This window comes from Enterobacter cloacae complex sp. 382A5, assembly GCF_050031095.1.
GTDB lineage: Bacteria > Pseudomonadota > Gammaproteobacteria > Enterobacterales > Enterobacteriaceae > Enterobacter > Enterobacter cloacae.
Genome location: NZ_JBLGVK010000001.1, coordinates 2,528,142 through 2,544,839, shown reverse-complemented (window position 1 = coordinate 2,544,839; position 16,698 = coordinate 2,528,142). Strand labels below are relative to the sequence as shown.

General features: G+C 52.9%; 16 protein-coding genes. 15 read left to right on the top strand and 1 reads right to left on the bottom strand.

Going from position 1 to position 16,698, the window contains the following annotated elements; translation table 11 throughout:
• Position 1: 1 nt before the first annotated feature.
• On the top strand, positions 2–1,360 hold the full coding sequence (locus ACQG2G_RS11995) for a TolC family outer membrane protein (RefSeq protein WP_061771590.1): 1,359 nt from the start codon (positions 2–4) through the stop codon (positions 1,358–1,360).
• A gap of 27 nt (positions 1,361–1,387) precedes the next feature.
• Complete coding sequence (locus ACQG2G_RS11990; RefSeq protein WP_061771589.1) at positions 1,388–3,121, top strand: polyurethane esterase; 1,734 nt, start codon at positions 1,388–1,390, stop codon at positions 3,119–3,121.
• Positions 3,122–3,177: 56 nt separating this feature from the next.
• On the opposite strand, the gene pspF is transcribed toward ACQG2G_RS11990, so the two are convergent.
• Complete coding sequence (pspF, locus tag ACQG2G_RS11985) at positions 3,178–4,155, bottom strand: phage shock protein operon transcriptional activator (RefSeq protein ID WP_058682873.1); 978 nt, start codon at positions 4,153–4,155, stop codon at positions 3,178–3,180.
• Between the two features lie 166 nt (positions 4,156–4,321).
• On the opposite strand from pspF, the gene pspA reads away from it, so the two are divergent.
• The 13 genes from pspA (at position 4,322) to pgmB (ending at position 16,697) form a co-directional block, all read left to right on the top strand.
• On the top strand, positions 4,322–4,990 hold the full coding sequence (gene pspA / locus ACQG2G_RS11980; RefSeq protein WP_013096403.1) for a phage shock protein PspA: 669 nt from the start codon (positions 4,322–4,324) through the stop codon (positions 4,988–4,990).
• Positions 4,991–5,044: 54 nt separating this feature from the next.
• Positions 5,045–5,269 carry an envelope stress response membrane protein PspB gene (gene pspB, locus ACQG2G_RS11975; protein WP_013096404.1) on the top strand — a complete coding sequence of 75 codons (225 nt, stop codon included), beginning with the start codon at positions 5,045–5,047 and terminating at the stop codon, positions 5,267–5,269.
• A complete protein-coding gene (gene pspC / locus ACQG2G_RS11970; RefSeq protein WP_061771588.1) occupies positions 5,269–5,628 on the top strand; it encodes an envelope stress response membrane protein PspC in 360 nt (119 codons plus the stop codon). The genes pspB and pspC overlap by 1 nt, the downstream gene beginning before the upstream one ends.
• 12 nt (positions 5,629–5,640) lie before the next feature.
• Complete coding sequence (pspD, locus tag ACQG2G_RS11965) at positions 5,641–5,862, top strand: phage shock protein PspD (RefSeq protein WP_013096406.1); 222 nt, start codon at positions 5,641–5,643, stop codon at positions 5,860–5,862.
• 209 nt (positions 5,863–6,071) lie between these two features.
• Positions 6,072–7,757, top strand: a complete 1,686-nt coding sequence (locus tag ACQG2G_RS11960; RefSeq protein ID WP_061771587.1) for a sugar phosphorylase — start codon at positions 6,072–6,074, stop codon at positions 7,755–7,757.
• Between the two features lie 15 nt (positions 7,758–7,772).
• Positions 7,773–9,065, top strand: a complete 1,293-nt coding sequence (locus ACQG2G_RS11955) for an ABC transporter substrate-binding protein (RefSeq protein WP_061771586.1) — start codon at positions 7,773–7,775, stop codon at positions 9,063–9,065.
• A 23-nt stretch (positions 9,066–9,088) separates the two neighbouring features.
• The gene (locus ACQG2G_RS11950) at positions 9,089–9,970 is read left to right on the top strand and encodes a carbohydrate ABC transporter permease (protein WP_013096409.1); all 882 of its coding nucleotides are present in this window, start codon (positions 9,089–9,091) and stop codon (positions 9,968–9,970) included.
• A complete protein-coding gene (locus ACQG2G_RS11945) occupies positions 9,957–10,799 on the top strand; it encodes a carbohydrate ABC transporter permease (protein ID WP_061771585.1) in 843 nt (280 codons plus the stop codon). The genes ACQG2G_RS11950 and ACQG2G_RS11945 overlap by 14 nt, the downstream gene beginning before the upstream one ends.
• 28 nt (positions 10,800–10,827) lie before the next feature.
• Positions 10,828–11,880, top strand: a complete 1,053-nt coding sequence (locus tag ACQG2G_RS11940) for a zinc-dependent alcohol dehydrogenase (protein WP_094084344.1) — start codon at positions 10,828–10,830, stop codon at positions 11,878–11,880.
• 18 nt (positions 11,881–11,898) lie between these two features.
• Complete coding sequence (locus tag ACQG2G_RS11935; RefSeq protein ID WP_094084487.1) at positions 11,899–12,687, top strand: sugar phosphate isomerase/epimerase family protein; 789 nt, start codon at positions 11,899–11,901, stop codon at positions 12,685–12,687.
• 11 nt (positions 12,688–12,698) lie between these two features.
• The gene (locus tag ACQG2G_RS11930) at positions 12,699–13,757 is read left to right on the top strand and encodes a Gfo/Idh/MocA family protein (protein ID WP_094084486.1); all 1,059 of its coding nucleotides are present in this window, start codon (positions 12,699–12,701) and stop codon (positions 13,755–13,757) included.
• Positions 13,751–16,030, top strand: coding sequence for a glycoside hydrolase family 65 protein (locus tag ACQG2G_RS11925; protein WP_348595851.1), 2,280 nt, complete (start codon positions 13,751–13,753; stop codon positions 16,028–16,030). The genes ACQG2G_RS11930 and ACQG2G_RS11925 overlap by 7 nt, the downstream gene beginning before the upstream one ends.
• Complete coding sequence (gene pgmB / locus ACQG2G_RS11920) at positions 16,020–16,697, top strand: beta-phosphoglucomutase (protein WP_094084342.1); 678 nt, start codon at positions 16,020–16,022, stop codon at positions 16,695–16,697. The genes ACQG2G_RS11925 and pgmB overlap by 11 nt, the downstream gene beginning before the upstream one ends.
• The last annotated feature ends 1 nt before the right edge of the window (position 16,698 follow it).

The following is a 16,698-nucleotide window of genomic DNA, read 5'->3' as shown; positions in this document are numbered from 1 at the left end:
GATGCTTACCGCAAAATTCATACCTGTTGTGTATCTGCTCGCGCTGATGACGTCCTTTTCAGCAGGTGCGCTGACACTGACTCAGGGCTGGTTCATGGCGCTGGACAACGATCCGCAATACCGCGCTGCCGTGAAGGATCAGCTTGCCGGAGAAGAGTACATCCCCATCGGTCGCGCCGGGTTACTGCCAAAAGTCAGCGTTAGCTATCAACGCGCACCGCGTAACTGGCAGCGGCAGCAGTACCAGCAGACAAATTTGTTGGGGGAGCGTTCTGGGGTGGTGCAGCATCAACAATATGACAGTTATTCGGGATCGGTTACCGTTGTTCAGCCGCTGTTTGACTACGATGCCTATGCGGGGTATCGCATCGGCATTATCAAAAAAATGCAGTCTGATGAACGCTACCGAAGCAGTCTGCTTGATCTGCAAAACCGCTTCATTACCGCCTGGCTGGATCTTACCGAGGCGCATCAACGGCTCCAGCTTGCGACTCTGCATCGTCAGGGGCTGGAAGAGCAGAAAAAGCAGGCTCAGCGACAGTTTGAGGCCGGTGAGGGCGCAGTAACGGATGTCACAGAGACCGCCTCTGCGCTCAGCCTGGCGATTGCGGATGAGGTGGAGGCGCGCGATACGCTGGATACGGCTAACGTTGCGTTATCAGCTATCGTGGGCATGAATCTCTCGCAGACGGCAGCGCTGCCGATACTCGGTGAAAAGCCGCTTACGCTGCCGCTGGCATCAGGAGACTATCGATACTGGGAACAAAAGGCAGCCGCGCATAATCCCGATATTCTTTCTGCCGGACATAGCGTGGAAGAAAAACGCTATGAAATTGAACGCAGTCGCGCTGGCGCGCTTCCCCGGGTACAGCTTTACGCGATGCATTCAGAGAACGATTCAAGCAACGACAATACCATTCATCAGAAATATCGTACCGACAGCATAGGCCTGCGCGTCAGCATGGATCTCTTTTCCGGGGGCGGCGTTTCAGCGTCCCTGCGTCAGGCAGCGGCCCGCTATGAGCAGGCAAAATATCTTCATGATGCACAGCGGCTGGCGACCTACAGCGAAATTAAAAAATCCTTAAATAAATGCCTCCATGCGTCAGAGCGCCTTGCTGCCTATGCTTCCGCGGTGGACGCCGCCAGGCGTCAGATTGAAGCGACGAAAAAAAGCATTCAGGCTGGTCAGCGCATGAATATCGATTTATTAAATGCAGAACAATCTTTCTATAAAACCAAAGTTGAGCTTACTGCAGAAAAACATGCTGTCATTAAGGCATGGGTCAGTTTGCTCGCGCAGACGGGCGAAATAAACAATGATAACGTTATGTTACTTGATTCGTATTTTGCTCAATGATTGTTGATAATAAACAGAGGGACGACTATGCCTGTATTCGATTATCAGGGCGAGAAAAACACGCAGCTTATTAAGGATGCACTGACCATTGAAAGTATCAATTTTGGTGCAGCTACGTATGCTGATTATACCTATACAGAAGAAAATGGCTGGAAAGTATTAGACGGGACCACGCTTAACTACAGCGGCTGTACTAATCCCTATGGTGCTTTTTATGGCGAAAGTCTTCTTGAAACCAGCGCCGAATGCAATGTTATGGGAAAATATGACGCCAATGGCAAGCTGGTCAATATAGGCATTAGCTTCTGGGGGACGGGCACTTACGCCAGCGCGCCTTCACTTCAGCATACCATCAATACCGTGATGGATACCGTCAGCGACGTATTATCTGCATTGGTCGACGGCTATGCGGATAACTATGTTCTCAACGCGTATAAAAACCTCATGAGTTCGGTGGCCGCGTTTGCCACGGCAAATGGCCTGACCGGTAATGACATCATCATTACCGGACATAGTCTTGGCGGACTGGCTGTTAACAGCATGGCAACCCTGTCCGCACAGGGCCAGTGGGGTGGTTTCTTTGAAGACGCAAGCTACGTCGCATTCGCCTCTCCGACTCAAAACCTGGCCGATGACAAAGTGCTTAATATTGGTTTTGAGAACGATCCGGTATTTCGTGTGTTAACGGGTCATAGCTTGACGCTGGACAGTTTATTTAACCACGACACGCCGCTTGAAACCTGCACCAACAACATCGTCTCCTTTAATGATTACTATGCCGGCCTGACCAACGATTGTAAGATCTTTTCAATCGCGAATATGGCGTCCTGGGCCGGGCACTCCGGTCAGGGCTATACGGACGGTGCATTACGAATTATGGATTCTGAAATCTATGATTTCACCCATCAAAATTCCAATATCATTGTTTCTAATCTTTCTGAAGCATACCGTTCCACGACCTGGGTTTCGGATCTCAATAAATCCGTAACGCATGTGGGGTCGACATTTATTATTGGTACCGAAACAAATGATTTATTACAAGGCGGGAAGGGTAACGATTATCTCTGCGGTGGTGGCGGAGATGACAGTTTTAAAGATCACAGCGGCTACAACGTTATTTATGGCGGCGCAGGGACCAACACCTACGTAACGGAATGTCATATTGCCGATTTTACGTTTAGCCACGATGCAGAAGGGACGCTGTACTTTAAATATTCCACCGGCGATATTACACGGGCGGAAGATATCCATTACGTTAACGCAGACCACACCTTGTTCAGCCTGTTTGGTATTAACATCAACCAGAACGCGACATGGCAGGTCACGGATTATGGCTTAGAAGGTGACAGTGGCTCAATCGCGTATGCGAAAAGCTATTATGCCGATACAGAGAACAGCTTCACTATCTCGACCGCCAGTAATGACAGCTGGTTCTATTCAGGAGCCAATGACAGTGAGATCAGCGTAAACGGGAACAATAACAATGTGGTTTCCGGGTATGCCGACGACGCCATCCACCTTAACGGCAGCGAAAACACGCTTCTCTTCTACGGTGATTTTGGTCATGACACGGTCTATAACCTCTCCGCCAGCGACAGCCTGATCTTTATGGCTAACCAGAACATTGCCGATAATGACAGCTATCTCAACCACCTGTCGTTTGAAGGTGATAATGCCTTACTCACCTACGGCGACAGCAGCGTCACGCTGGTCGGTGTGAATACCGATATGCTTTCGCAGATGCATATTGCGGTAGCATGACTCTTATCCCCGCGGGAACCTCGCGGGGATAAATCCCGGCAGAATGGTCCTGCCCGTCAGCGCATCTGGTGCTTTTTGAGCAATGCTCTTAACTGGTGGTAGGTCAGCCCCAACAGTTCAGCTGCCCCTTTCTGGTTATATTTCGCCATCCTCAGGCTCTGCTCCAGTAGCTGTTGTTCCTGCTTATGCTGAAACTGGCGCAGATCGAGCGGGAGTGAGGGCCCATCGTTCGAACGCGCCGGCGCGGTAACAGATGGCGCGTTACGCTGAAAAGGATCGAGAATAATGTTGTCCAGTTCTGTGTCGCTGCTGCCGTGACGGTAGACAGAGCGTTCGACGACGTTCTTCAGCTCGCGAATATTCCCCGGCCAGGGGTAGTTAAGCAGCGTCTCCCGGGCATTATCGCTAAAGCCCGGAAAGAGCGGCAGACCCAGCTCACGGCACATCTGAATGGCAAACTGTTCCGCCAGCAGCATAATATCGCTGCGCCGTTCACGCAGCGGTGGAAGCTGGACGACGTCAAAAGCGAGGCGGTCGAGCAGGTCGGCGCGAAATTTATCCTCAGCCACCATTTCCGGCAGGTTGGCATTTGTCGCACAGACCAGACGCACGTTAACCTGTAGCGGCTGGCTGCCGCCGACGCGTTCCAGCTCGCCATATTCAATGACGCGCAACAATTTTTCCTGTACCAGCATTGGCGCGGTGGCCAGCTCGTCAAGGAACAGGGTGCCGCCGTCGGCACGCTCGAAACGGCCAGGATGGCGCTTTTGCGCCCCGGTAAAGGCTCCCGCTTCATGGCCGAACAGCTCGGTATCCAGCAGGTTCTCATTCAGCGCGGCGCAGTTAAGCGAAATAAAAGGACCATCCCAGCGCCCGGACAGATAGTGGAGTCGGTTGGCGATCAGCTCCTTGCCCGTGCCGCGCTCACCGATAATCAGCACCGGTTTGTTGAGAGGGGCGAGGCGTGAAACCTGCTCCAGCACTTCGAGAAAGCTGTTAGCCTCACCGAGTAAATTGTCTTTATATTCAGCCATGATGAAATTAACCACTCCTTAGCGAGATTCACCAGGTGAGCTTAGTTCCACAGTGAGCGAAAATCAATCACATTCAGTGAAATCAATAAGATAAAAAGTTGGCACGGGAATTGTATTATCTGTACAGCAGGGCATCGCCCGATAACAGAAATGTGAGGATTGAATTATGGGTATTTTTTCTCGTTTTGCCGACATCGTGAACGCCAACATCAACTCGCTGCTTGAGAAAGCGGAAGATCCGCAAAAGCTGGTGCGTCTGATGATTCAGGAAATGGAAGATACACTGGTTGAAGTGCGTTCTACCTCCGCCCGTGCGCTGGCTGAGAAAAAGCAGTTAACCCGCCGTATTGAGCAGGCTACCGCCCAGCTTAATGAATGGCAGGAAAAAGCCGAACTGGCGCTGCGTAAAGATAAAGAAGATCTGGCCCGTGCCGCACTGATTGAAAAACAGAAACTGGCGGATATGGTTACCGCGCTGGAACATGAAGTTACGCTGGTGGACGACACGCTCACCCGTATGAAGAAAGAGATTGGCGAGCTTGAGAACAAGCTGAGCGAAACCCGTGCGCGTCAGCAGGCACTTACGCTGCGTCACCAGGCGGCAAACTCTTCCCGCGATGTACGCCGTCAGCTGGACAGCGGTAAGCTTGATGAAGCAATGGCGCGTTTTGAGTCCTTCGAACGTCGTATCGATCAGATGGAAGCGGAAGCGGAAAGCCACAGCATCGGTAAGCAAAAATCGCTCGATCAGCAGTTCGCCGATCTGAAAGCCGACGATGAAATCAGCGAGCAGCTGGCGGCCCTGAAAGCCAAAATGAAGCAAGACAATCAATAATAATTCATGCGGCACCTGAGCGTGCCGCCACGCATCGTACGACAAGGAGTACACATGAGCGCGCTTTTTCTCGCTATTCCCCTGACCATTTTCGTGCTGTTCGTGCTGCCGATTTGGTTATGGCTGCACTACAGCAACCGTTCTTCACGGGACGCCCTTTCCCAGAGCGAGCAACAACGTCTGGTACAGCTGTCCGATCAGGCGAATAAGATGCGTGAACGTATTCAGGCGCTGGAAGCTATCCTGGATGCGGAACACCCGAACTGGAGGGAGCGTTAATGTCAGGACTGAATCTGAATAAAAAGCTGTGGCGGATCCCACAGCAGGGCATGGTTCGCGGCGTCTGTGCGGGGCTTGCCCACTATCTGGATGTACCGGTTAAGCTGGTGCGCGTGGTAACGGTGTTATCGATTTTCTTCGGTCTGGCGTTTATCACTCTGGTGGCGTACATCGTATTGTCGTTTGTGCTCGACCCCATGCCGGAAGGTGAACTGGCTTCAGAAGGCGCACCGAGCAGTAGTGACATTCTGAACCAGGTGGATGCTGAACTGGCCGCAGGTGAAAAGCGGTTGCGCGAAATGGAACGTTACGTCACGTCTGATACCTTTACGCTGAGAAGTCGTTTTCGTCAGCTTTAAGAGAGAACATAGATGAACAAAAACTGGCAACAGGCCGGTCAGAAGGTAAAACCCGGCCTGAAAATCGCAGGTAAACTGGTCCTGCTGACGGCGTTACGTTATGGTCCGGCAGGCGTGGCTGGCTGGGCAATAAAATCTGTTGCCCGTAAGCCGGTAAGACTGTTGCTGGCCGTGGCGCTGGAGCCGCTGCTGCAAAAACTGGCCAAACGTTTTTCCCGTCGATACTTATCCTGATCCCCACGTATACCGCAGTCTTTCTCTTATGAGAGGAGGGCTGCCGGCATTTCTCTTCGTTTTCTTCCTTTTCTGTCTTTCTTTGCGGCAGCTCACATTACTGCGCTGAGTTGCCTTGAGAAGACGTTTTTACCCCCTCAGGTCCGTTGACAGATATTTTTCATGGGAGTAGATTGCGTTTCGTGGGACCGCTACCATGGAAAAATAAAGTGAACGATAAAATTAAAAATTTAATCAATCTTGTTTACGGTGAATCGTTTTCTGAGGCGCACCGTGAAACACTGTCAGGGAAAATCTCCAGAGCTGCAGCTGTTATTACCGAAAAGCGTAAAGCCGGTTGGGATGAAAAAGATATCGTCCTGATAACCTATGCCGATCAGTTCTACAATAAAGGGGAGAAAGCGCTGCCTGTTTTTACCCGTTTTTATAACAGATGGCTTTCTCGTTCATTTTCTCATGTGCATCTTTTACCTTTTTACCCGTGGTCCTCTGATGATGGTTTTTCTGTTATCGATTACCATGACGTTGCGCCTGAAACGGGAACATGGCAAGACGTTGCTGAATTAAAGCAATATGCCAGTTTAATGTTCGATTTTGTTTGTAACCATATGTCTGCGAAAAGCCAGTGGTTCGCTCATTATCTTGCGCAAAAACCGGGCTATGAAGATTTCTTTATTTCCGTGGATCCGCAAACTGATTTATCTGCTGTGACACGGCCTCGCGCATTGCCTCTCCTGACACCTTTTACACTTGATGACGGAAGCGTTCGGCATCTGTGGACGACCTTCAGCGATGATCAGATTGACCTCAATTTCGCCTCTCCTGAGGTGTTGATTGCAATGGTGGATGTGCTTCTCCATTACCTGATGGAAGGGGCGCGCTATATCCGCCTTGATGCGGTCGGTTTTATGTGGAAGATCCCCGGAACAAGCTGCATCCATCTTGAACAAACGCACCGTTTGATTCAGGTCTTCCGCGCCATTACGGACGCTGTGGCACCGGGTACGGTGATCATCACTGAGACCAATGTCCCGCATAAAGACAACGTTTCTTACTTTGGTGACGGCAAGAATGAAGCCCAGATGGTGTATCAGTTCTCCTTGCCACCACTGGTTCTGCATGCCGTTCATCGTCAGGATGTACGGGCACTTTGTCAGTGGGCCTCATCGCTGGAGCTGCCGTCAAAGCAAACCACCTGGTTTAACTTTTTGGCCTCGCACGACGGGATCGGACTTAATCCGTTACGCGGAATTTTACCGGAATCGGAAATTCTGTCGCTGGTGGAAACACTCCAGCAGGAAGGCGCGCTGGTTAACTGGAAAAATAACCCTGACGGTACGCGCAGCCCGTATGAAATCAATGTAACCTATCTGGATGCATTAAGTGCTAAGAAGGATGAAGATACTCTGCGGATAGCCCGTTTTATTCTGGCTCATGCCGTTCTGTTGAGTTTCCCGGGTGTGCCTGCAATCTATATTCAGAGTATTATTGGCTCCCGTAATGATTATGAGGGTGTGGAGCGGTTAGGGTATAATAGAGCAATAAACCGAAAGAAATATCAGGCCGATGAAATTGATCATAAACTCGACGATATTAATAGCCTTCGTCATAAAGTTTATTCTGGATTGAGTGCGTTAATTTCGTTACGCCGTCAGGAAAAAGCGTTCCACCCGGACAGTCAGGCGCGCTTTGAAACATTCGGGGAGCATGTTTTGAAAATAGTTCGCATTGCCGATAACGGCGAGCGAATAACAGCGCTCTTTAATTTCAGTAATGATATTCAACACCTCCCTTCAAATAGTCAGGCAGGAAAAGATTTAATAACCGGGAACAATATTAACGATACGACGTTGACCCTAAATCCATGGCAGGTTATGTGGATTAAAGAAAACTAAAAAAGGACCTTAACAATGAAAATGCCGAGAATTGTGCTGATTTCAGCACTGGTTTCGTGCGCCCTGTTATCAGGCTGCAAGGACGACACACAATCTTCTGTGACCATCGAGTTTATGCATTCGTCGGTGGAGCAGGAGCGTCAGGCCGTCATCACGAAACTGATTGAGAAATTCGAGAAAGAGAATCCCTCCATTACAGTGAAACAGGTGCCGGTAGAAGAGGATGCATACAACACCAAGGTCATTACCCTCGCGCGGACCGGCGCACTGCCGGAGGTGATTGAGGTCAGCCATGACTATGCAAAAGTGATGGATAAAGAGCAGTTGCTGGACCGTGACGCAATTGGCGAAGCCATTAAAGCCGTCGGTGAAAAGACATTTTATGACGGCATTCTCCGTGTTGTTCGCACGGAAGACGGCACCGCGTGGACGGGGGTGCCAATTAGCGCCTGGCTGTCAGGCGTCTGGTACCACAAAGATGTTCTCGCCGCGGCGGGTATTAAAGAGCCGCATAACTGGCAACAGCTGCTGAAAGCCAGTCAGATGCTCAACGACCCGGCTAAGAAACACTACGGTATCGCGCTTCCTACCGCTGAAAGCGTCATGACCGAGCAGGCCTTCTCCCAGTTTGCCCTTTCAGGTGGGGCAAACGTCTTCGACGCGCAGGGCAACATCCAGATCGATACGCCTGAAATGTTAAACGCGCTGGCGTTTTATAAAGAACTGGCGAAGAACACGATGCCAGGCTCGAACGACGTCATGGAGATCAAAGACGCGTTCATGAACGGTTCCGCGCCAATGGCGGTTTACTCCACCTACATTCTGCCTGCCGTGTTTAAAGAAGGGGATCCTGCCAACCTGGGCTTCGTGGTTCCAACGGAAAAATCGTCTGCGGTTTACGGCATGGTGACGTCGCTGACGATCACGACCGGTCAGACTGAAGAAGAAACCAAAGCCGCTGAGAAATTTGTGACGTGGATGGAGCAGGCTCAAAACGCCTCGGACTGGGTCATGATGTCTCCGGGGGCGGCGTTACCGGTGAACAAACTGGTGGTGGATACCGAGAGCTGGAAAAACAACGAGGTCATCAAAGCCTTTGGTCAACTGCCGTATGAGCTGATCGCACAGTTCCCGAATGTGCAGGTATTTGGGGCCGTGGGCGACAAAAACTTTACCCGCATGGGCGACGTGACAGGTTCCGGCATCATCAGTTCGATGGTGCATAACGTGACGGTAGGGCAGCAAGACCTCAACACCACGTTAAGCAACAGCCAGAAACGCCTGGCTGACCTGGTTTCACAACGATAGGAGCGCTTCTGCGGAAGGAAATTATGAAGACGTTGTTTTCTGGTCGTTCAGATATGCCTTTCGCCATGCTGCTGTTGGCCCCCAGCCTGATTTTGCTGGGGGGCCTTGTGGCCTGGCCAATGATTTCCAACATTGAAATCAGTTTCTTACGCTTGCCGCTCAACCCGCGCATTAGCGCGGTGTTTGTTGGGCTGGATAACTACATTCGTATTTTGAGTGATGCAGCGTTTTGGCACTCCCTGTGGATGACCTTCTGGTATACGGCCCTGGTGGTGATAGGTAGCACGGGGCTCGGGCTGGCTGTCGCCATCTTCTTTAACCGGGAGTTTCGGCTGCGCAAAACGGCGCGTTCGCTGGTGATTTTGTCTTACGTCACGCCGTCTATTTCACTGGTGTTTGCCTGGAAGTACATGTTCAACAACGGCTACGGCATCGTGAACTACCTGGGGGTAGACCTGCTGCATCTGTATGACCAGGCACCGCTGTGGTTCGACAACCCCGGCAGCAGTTTTGTGCTGGTGGTGCTATTCGCCATCTGGCGCTACTTCCCGTATGCGTTTATCTCGTTTCTCGCGATCTTACAAACGATTGATAAATCGTTATACGAAGCCGCAGAAATGGATGGCGCGAATGGCTGGCAACGTTTTCGTATCGTCACGCTGCCCGCGATTATGCCGGTGCTGGCTACGGTCATCACGCTGCGAACCATCTGGATGTTTTACATGTTTGCGGACGTGTACCTGCTGACTACCAAAGTCGATATTTTGGGCGTCTATCTCTACAAAACGGCGTTTGCCTTTAACGATTTGGGTAAAGCTGCGGCTATCTCAGTGGTGCTGTTTGTGATCATTTTCGCCGTCATTCTGCTGACCAGAAAAAGGGTAAATCTCAATGGCAACAAATAAACGCGTATTGGGTCGTATTGGCTTTTACCTTGGGCTCGCGGCGTTCCTGATTATCACGCTGTTCCCATTTTTCGTGATGCTGATGACCTCCTTTAAAAGCGCCAGAGAGGCGATATCGCTGCATCCGACTATTCTGCCGCAGGAGTGGACGTTACAGCATTACATCGACATCTTTAACCCGCTGATTTTCCCGTTTGTGGATTACTTCCGTAACAGCATGGTGGTGTCACTGACCTCGTCGATCGTTGCCGTGTTTCTCGGCACGCTGGGGGCTTACGCCTTATCCAAACTGCGTTTTAAAGGGCGCACGACGATCAACGCCAGCTTCTACACCGTCTACATGTTTTCAGGGATTCTGCTGGTGGTGCCGCTGTTCAAAATCATCACCGCGCTCGGCATCTATGACACCGAACTGGCGCTGATTATCACCATGGTGACTCAGACGTTACCCACGGCGGTATTTATGCTGCGCAGCTATTTCGACACTATCCCGGACGAAATAGAAGAAGCCGCGATGATGGATGGCCTTAACCGCCTGCAAATCATCTTTCGCATTACCGTTCCGTTAGCGATTTCGGGTCTGGTGTCGGTCTTTGTCTACTGCTTCATGGTGGCGTGGAACGACTATCTGTTTGCCTCCATTTTCCTGTCCAGCGCCAGCAACTTCACCTTGCCGGTAGGGCTGAACACCCTTTTCAGTACGCCAGATTACATCTGGGGCCGCATGATGGCGGCGTCGCTGGTGACGGCATTGCCGGTGGTCATCATGTATGCGCTGTCTGAACGTTTTATTAAAAGTGGTTTGACCGTCGGTGGCGTTAAGGGCTGAGGCGGCCAATTTTAACAAGGAGTGAGTAATGAAGAAGTTAGTTGCGACAGCGCCGCGTGTGGCAGCGCTGGTTGAATATGAAGACCGTCCTGTTGCCGTTAATGAAGTGAAAATTCGCGCCCGTTTTGGCGCACCGAAACACGGCACCGAAGTGGTGGATTTCAGGGCGGCGAGTCCGTTTATCGATGAAGAGTTTAACCCTGACTGGCAGCTGTTTACGCCGCGTGAAGAGGGGGCGGCTCGCGGGATCGAGTTTGGTAAATTCCAGCTCGGGAACATGATTGTCGGGGACATCATTGAGTGTGGCGCTGACGTAACGGAATACTGTGTCGGAGACCGCGTTTGCTGTTATGGACCGCTACAGGAAACGGTCATTGTGAATGCCGTCAACAACTACAAACTGCGCAAAATGCCTCAGGGCGCCTCCTGGAAAAATGCGGTCTGCTACGACCCGGCACAATTTGCAATGAGCGGCGTACGTGACGCCAATGTGCGGGTAGGGGATTTTGTCGTCGTCGTTGGGCTTGGCGCGATTGGTCAGATTGCCATCCAGCTGGCAAAGAAAGCCGGTGCGTCAATCGTTATCGGTGTCGACCCTATCGCGCACCGCTGCGATATCGCCCGTCGCCATGGGGCAGACCACTGTCTGGATCCGATTGGCACGGATGTTGGTCTGGAAATCAAAAAACTGACCGGCAAACAGGGCGCGGATGTGATTATCGAAACCAGCGGCTTTGCTGATGCGCTGCAGTCTGCGCTGCGCGGACTCGCTTACGGCGGCACCATCTCATACGTGGCCTTTGCTAAACCGTTCGCGGAAGGCTTTAACCTGGGGCGCGAAGCGCATTTCAATAATGCGAAAATTGTCTTCTCCCGCGCCTGCAGTGAGCCAAATCCTGATTACCCACGCTGGAACCGTATGCGTATTGAAGAGACCTGCTGGGAATTGCTGATGAACGGCTATCTCAATTGCGAAGATTTAATCGACCCGGTCGTAACGTTTACCACCAGCGCTGAGAGCTACATGACGTATGTCGATCAGCATCCTGAACTGAGTATCAAAATGGGCGTCACGTTCTGAGCTAAGGAGAGCATGAAAATGAAAATCGCAACGCAAAACCAAGCCTTTTTCCCGACCAATATCCTGGAAAAATTTCAATACATCAAGGCCATGGGCTTTGATGGGTATGAGATAGACGGCAAGCTGCTGGTGGAGAACCTTGAAGAGGTTAAAGCGGCCATTAAGGCTACAGGGCTGCCGGTTACCACGGCCTGCGGCGGGTACGATGGCTGGATTGGTGACTTCATCGAAGAGCGTCGCCTGAACGGATTAACGCAGATCGAACGCATCCTTGAAGCGTTAGCAGAGGTGGGCGGGAAGGGGATTGTTGTTCCTGCCGCCTGGGGGATGTTTACCTTCCGTCTGCCGCCAATGACGTCGCCGCGTAGCCTTGAAGGAGACCGCAAGGCGGTGAGCGCCTCGCTGCGCTGGCTGGACGAGGTGGCGGCGCGCACCGGCACCACCGTTTACCTGGAGCCGCTGAACCGCTATCAGGATCACATGATCAACACCCTCGCGGATGCTCGTCGCTACATCGAAGAGAATGGGCTGAAACATGTGCAGATTATCGGCGATTTCTATCATATGAATATTGAAGAAGACTCGCTGACGGAAGCGCTGCACCAGAACCGCGACCTGCTGGGCCATGTGCATATTGCCGATAACCATCGCTATCAGCCGGGAAGCGGCTCTCTTGATTTTACCGCTCTGTTCGACCAGCTGCGTGCCGATTGTTATCAGGGTTACGTTGTTTACGAGTGCCGCGTTCGCGCTGACGATCCTGCGAAGGCCTATCAGGATTCTCTCACTTATCTGCGTGAATGCTAAGGATGACCAGCGTGATGAGTGCCTTAACACCTTCGCCTCTGCGTGTCGCCATTATTGGTGCCGGGCAGGTCGCGGACAAAGTGCATGCCTCGTATTACTCCACGCGCAGTGATGTTCAGATGGTGGCTGTCATGGACAGCCATCCTGAACAGGCTCAGGCGTTTGCTGAACGCCATGCCATTCCGTCGGCATGGCAGGACGTGAATGAAATGCTGCAGGCGGTCAAACCGGACGTGGTGAGCGTCTGTTCGCCCAACCGTTTTCATTTTGAACATGCGATGGCAGCCCTGGAAGCCGGGTGCCATGTAATGTGCGAAAAACCCCCGGCCATGACGCCACATGAAGCCGACCGGATGCGTGTGGCGGCCCGAACGGCGGGAAAAGTGCTGGCCTATGATTTTCACCACCGCTTTGCACGTGATACGCAACTGCTGCGTGAGGCGGTACTGAACGGGACATTGGGTGAAATCTACTTCACCACGGCGCAGGCATTGCGCCGCTGCGGCGTTCCCGGCTGGGGCGTTTTCACCAATAAAGCACTGCAGGGGGGCGGGCCGCTGATTGATATTGGCATCCATATGCTCGACGCCGCGATGTATGTACTGGGTTTCCCAGCGGTAAAACGCGTGACGGCCCACAGCTTTCAAAAACTGGGAAACTGCAAAAACAATGGCCAGTTTGGTGAATGGGATCCTGCACAGTTTACCGTTGAAGATGCCCTGTTCGGGACGATTGAATTTTGCAATGGCGGCATTCTGCGTCTGGATACCTCCTTTGCCCTCAATATCCGCGAGCAGTCCATCATGAATGTCGCCTTTTGCGGTGAAAAAGCGGGGGCAACGCTGTTCCCGGCCCACATTTACACCGATGAAGGCGGAGTTTTGCAGACCCTAACCTTGCGCGAAGAGGCAGACGATCAGCGGCATTTACGCAGCATGGATGCGTTTGTCCGTCACGTCATGGGAGAGCCGGTTATGATTGCCGATGCCGAACAAGGGCTGGTGATCCAGCAACTGGTCGCCGCACTGTACGAGGCGGCAGAAAAAGGGGAAAGCGTAACGTTATGCTGAACCTGTCTGTATTAAACGATCCGGGTTTTTGCCCTCACAGCCTCAATAAATACGCGTCAATCATGGCCTGCGGCAACGGCTATATGGGCGTACGTGCGGCGCATGAGGAAAACTACACGCAGCAGACCCGGGGAATGTATCTTGCCGGGCTTTATCATCGTGCTGGTCGTAATGAGACCAACGAACTGATCAACGTGCCTGACATCATCGGCATGGATATCGAACTGGACGGCATCAATTTCACCTTGCTGTCAGGGGAGATTATTGACTGGCAGCGGGAACTGGATTTTGCCAATGGCGAACTGCGTCGTCGCGTAGTGTGGCGCTCGCCAGACGGAAAGCGCTACCGTGTGGAAAGCCGCCGTTTTGTCTCACTGGATCAACTGCCGTTGGTGGCAATGCAGCTCTCCGTCACTCCGCTGGATGCCGCATCAGACGTTATGCTGAGCACGGGGATTGATGCGACGCAAACCAACAGCGGCCGTCAGCATCTGGATGAAATCTCGGTCAGAGTCTTTGACCAGCACTACATGCAGGGCGTGTATGAAACGCAGGATCGTGCTGCGGATGTGGTGATATCGGCATGCTGTCGTCTCTCAACCACCAGCGACAGCTGCTTTACCGCGAAAAACCGGCGTATCACGGTTCATCACGCCGTGAAGGTCGCTCAGGGTGACACTGTCACGCTTGAGAAGCTGGTCTGGGTGACGCATCGCAGCGATAAAGCGCTTTCACAGGACACGTTTGCCCGCAATGCTCTTGCTGAGCTCAAAACCTGCGCGACAAGAGGGTATGCCGCGTTACTCGAAAGCGCGGCGTGCGCCTGGAAAAAGGTCTGGCATGACTGCCGGGTGGACGTCACGTCGACCGAACATCAGGATCAGCTGGCACTGGATTACGCGGTCTGGCACCTAACGGCCATGACGCCTGCCCATGATGAACGGATCAGTATTGCGGCCAAGGGCCTGACCGGGGAGGGCTATAAAGGCCACGTGTTCTGGGACACCGAAATTTTCCTGCTGCCTTTCCATCTCTTTACCCGACCAGATGTTGCCCGTCGTCTGCTGCGCTACCGCTGGCTTAACCTGCCGGGGGCCCGGGAAAAAGCACGCCGGAACGGCTGGCCTGGCGCCTTGTTCCCCTGGGAGAGTGCCGCGAGCGGTCAGGAAGAGACGCCAGAATTCGCAGCGATCAACATCCGCACGGGCGTACGTCAGAAAGTGGCCTCCGCGCTGGCTGAACATCATATCGTGGCGGATATCGCGTGGGCCGTTGTCGCCTACTGGCAGGCAACGCACGATGACGCCTTTATGCGCAATGAAGGCCTGACGCTGCTCATGGAAACCGCGCTGTTCTGGATGGGACGCGCGACGGAAGTTGGCGACCGTCTGGAGATCCATGACGTGATTGGGCCGGATGAATACACGGAGCACGTGAATAACAACGCCTACACCAACTATCTGGCGTGGCACAACGTCGCCAGTGCCTGCCGGTTTATGTCGATGTTTGAGCGTGAAGATGCGCGTTTTACGGAAAATGCGCAACGGTTCCTGGCGCGCCTATGGCTGCCTGAGGCTAACGCCGACGGGGTCATACCGCAGGATGACACCTTTATGTCGAAACCAGCGATCGATCTGAGCCGCTATAAAGCCAAAGCGGGCAAGCAGACCATTCTGCTGGATTACTCGCGCGCTGAAGTTAACGAGATGCAGATCCTCAAACAGGCCGACGTGGTAATGCTTAACTACCTGTTGCCGGAACGCTTTACGCCGCAGCAGTGCGCGGCCAACCTGGCATTCTATGAGCCGCGCACTATTCATGACTCGTCTCTGAGCAAAGCGATCCACGGGATTGTGAACGCGCGCTGTGGTGATACAGAAGGGGCTTACGCCTTCTGGCGTGATGGCATTGCCATCGATTTGGGCGACGATCCGCACAGCAGTGATGACGGTATTCATGCTGCCGCAACGGGTGCGATCTGGTCAGGCGTTATTCAGGGATTTGCCGGGCTGCAGATCGTGGACGGGGAGTTACATCTGGCACCCAGGATGCCTGCGCACTGGCAAAGGCTGGCGTTTCCGCTGCGTTGGCAGAATGCGCAGTTGCACTTCATCGTGACGAAAGAGGCACTTACGGTGACCAGTTCTGCTCCCGTCACGCTAACGCTCTGGGGTAAAACCCTCCAGCTTTCGGGACGGCAGGTCTTGTCCTGCAAGGATTTTCTTACGTCTGTTACTGGGACCGCTACCACGGAGGGGAGAGATGAACCTTAATGCCGTTGTATTCGATCTGGATGGGGTGATCACCGACACCGCTCATCTGCACTTCCTGGCCTGGCGCGCTGTCGCGAAGGAGGTCGGGATCACCATTGATGAGGCCTTCAATGAAACGCTGAAAGGGATTAGTCGCATGGACTCCCTGCAGCGGATCCTGCGTCACGGTGGCAAAGAAGACGCGTTCGATGAACAGCAGCGCCTGGCGCTTGCGCGTAAAAAAAATACGCTCTATGTCCAGTCGCTGGCTTCGCTTACGCAAGCGTCACTGCTCCCGGGCATTTGTGAGGTGCTGGCCGACATACGCGCGGCAAACGTCAAAATTGGGCTGGCGTCTGTTTCACTTAACGCTCCCGGCATTTTGCAGGCGCTGGGGATCCACAGGGCGTTTGATTTCTGTGCCGATGCGTCCCGTATTGCCCGCTCCAAACCGGACCCGGAAATCTTCCTTGCTGCCTGCGCGGGTCTTAACGTCCTCCCGGAGGAGGCCATCGGGATTGAGGATGCCGCCTCTGGCGTTGAGGCGATCAACGCCGCAGGGATGTTGTCGGTGGGAATAGGGGCAGGCCTCAACCATGCGGGACTTCAACTTCATTCAACGCGGGAGCTGACCTGGAAATGCCTGACAGATTTCTGGGCTTCCCGGACGGTACTGATAAGGAATTAAG

Coding starts and splice junctions, on each gene's coding strand:
- ACQG2G_RS11995 (WP_061771590.1), top strand. CDS start 2: ATGCTTACCGCAAAATTCATACCTGTTGTGTATCTGCTCGCGCTGATG.
- ACQG2G_RS11990 (WP_061771589.1), top strand. CDS start 1,388: ATGCCTGTATTCGATTATCAGGGCGAGAAAAACACGCAGCTTATTAAG.
- pspF (WP_058682873.1), bottom strand. CDS start 4,155: ATGGCTGAATATAAAGACAATTTACTCGGTGAGGCTAACAGCTTTCTC.
- pspA (WP_013096403.1), top strand. CDS start 4,322: ATGGGTATTTTTTCTCGTTTTGCCGACATCGTGAACGCCAACATCAAC.
- pspB (WP_013096404.1), top strand. CDS start 5,045: ATGAGCGCGCTTTTTCTCGCTATTCCCCTGACCATTTTCGTGCTGTTC.
- pspC (WP_061771588.1), top strand. CDS start 5,269: ATGTCAGGACTGAATCTGAATAAAAAGCTGTGGCGGATCCCACAGCAG.
- pspD (WP_013096406.1), top strand. CDS start 5,641: ATGAACAAAAACTGGCAACAGGCCGGTCAGAAGGTAAAACCCGGCCTG.
- ACQG2G_RS11955 (WP_061771586.1), top strand. CDS start 7,773: ATGAAAATGCCGAGAATTGTGCTGATTTCAGCACTGGTTTCGTGCGCC.
- ACQG2G_RS11950 (WP_013096409.1), top strand. CDS start 9,089: ATGAAGACGTTGTTTTCTGGTCGTTCAGATATGCCTTTCGCCATGCTG.
- ACQG2G_RS11945 (WP_061771585.1), top strand. CDS start 9,957: ATGGCAACAAATAAACGCGTATTGGGTCGTATTGGCTTTTACCTTGGG.
- ACQG2G_RS11940 (WP_094084344.1), top strand. CDS start 10,828: ATGAAGAAGTTAGTTGCGACAGCGCCGCGTGTGGCAGCGCTGGTTGAA.
- ACQG2G_RS11935 (WP_094084487.1), top strand. CDS start 11,899: ATGAAAATCGCAACGCAAAACCAAGCCTTTTTCCCGACCAATATCCTG.
- ACQG2G_RS11925 (WP_348595851.1), top strand. CDS start 13,751: ATGCTGAACCTGTCTGTATTAAACGATCCGGGTTTTTGCCCTCACAGC.
- pgmB (WP_094084342.1), top strand. CDS start 16,020: ATGAACCTTAATGCCGTTGTATTCGATCTGGATGGGGTGATCACCGAC.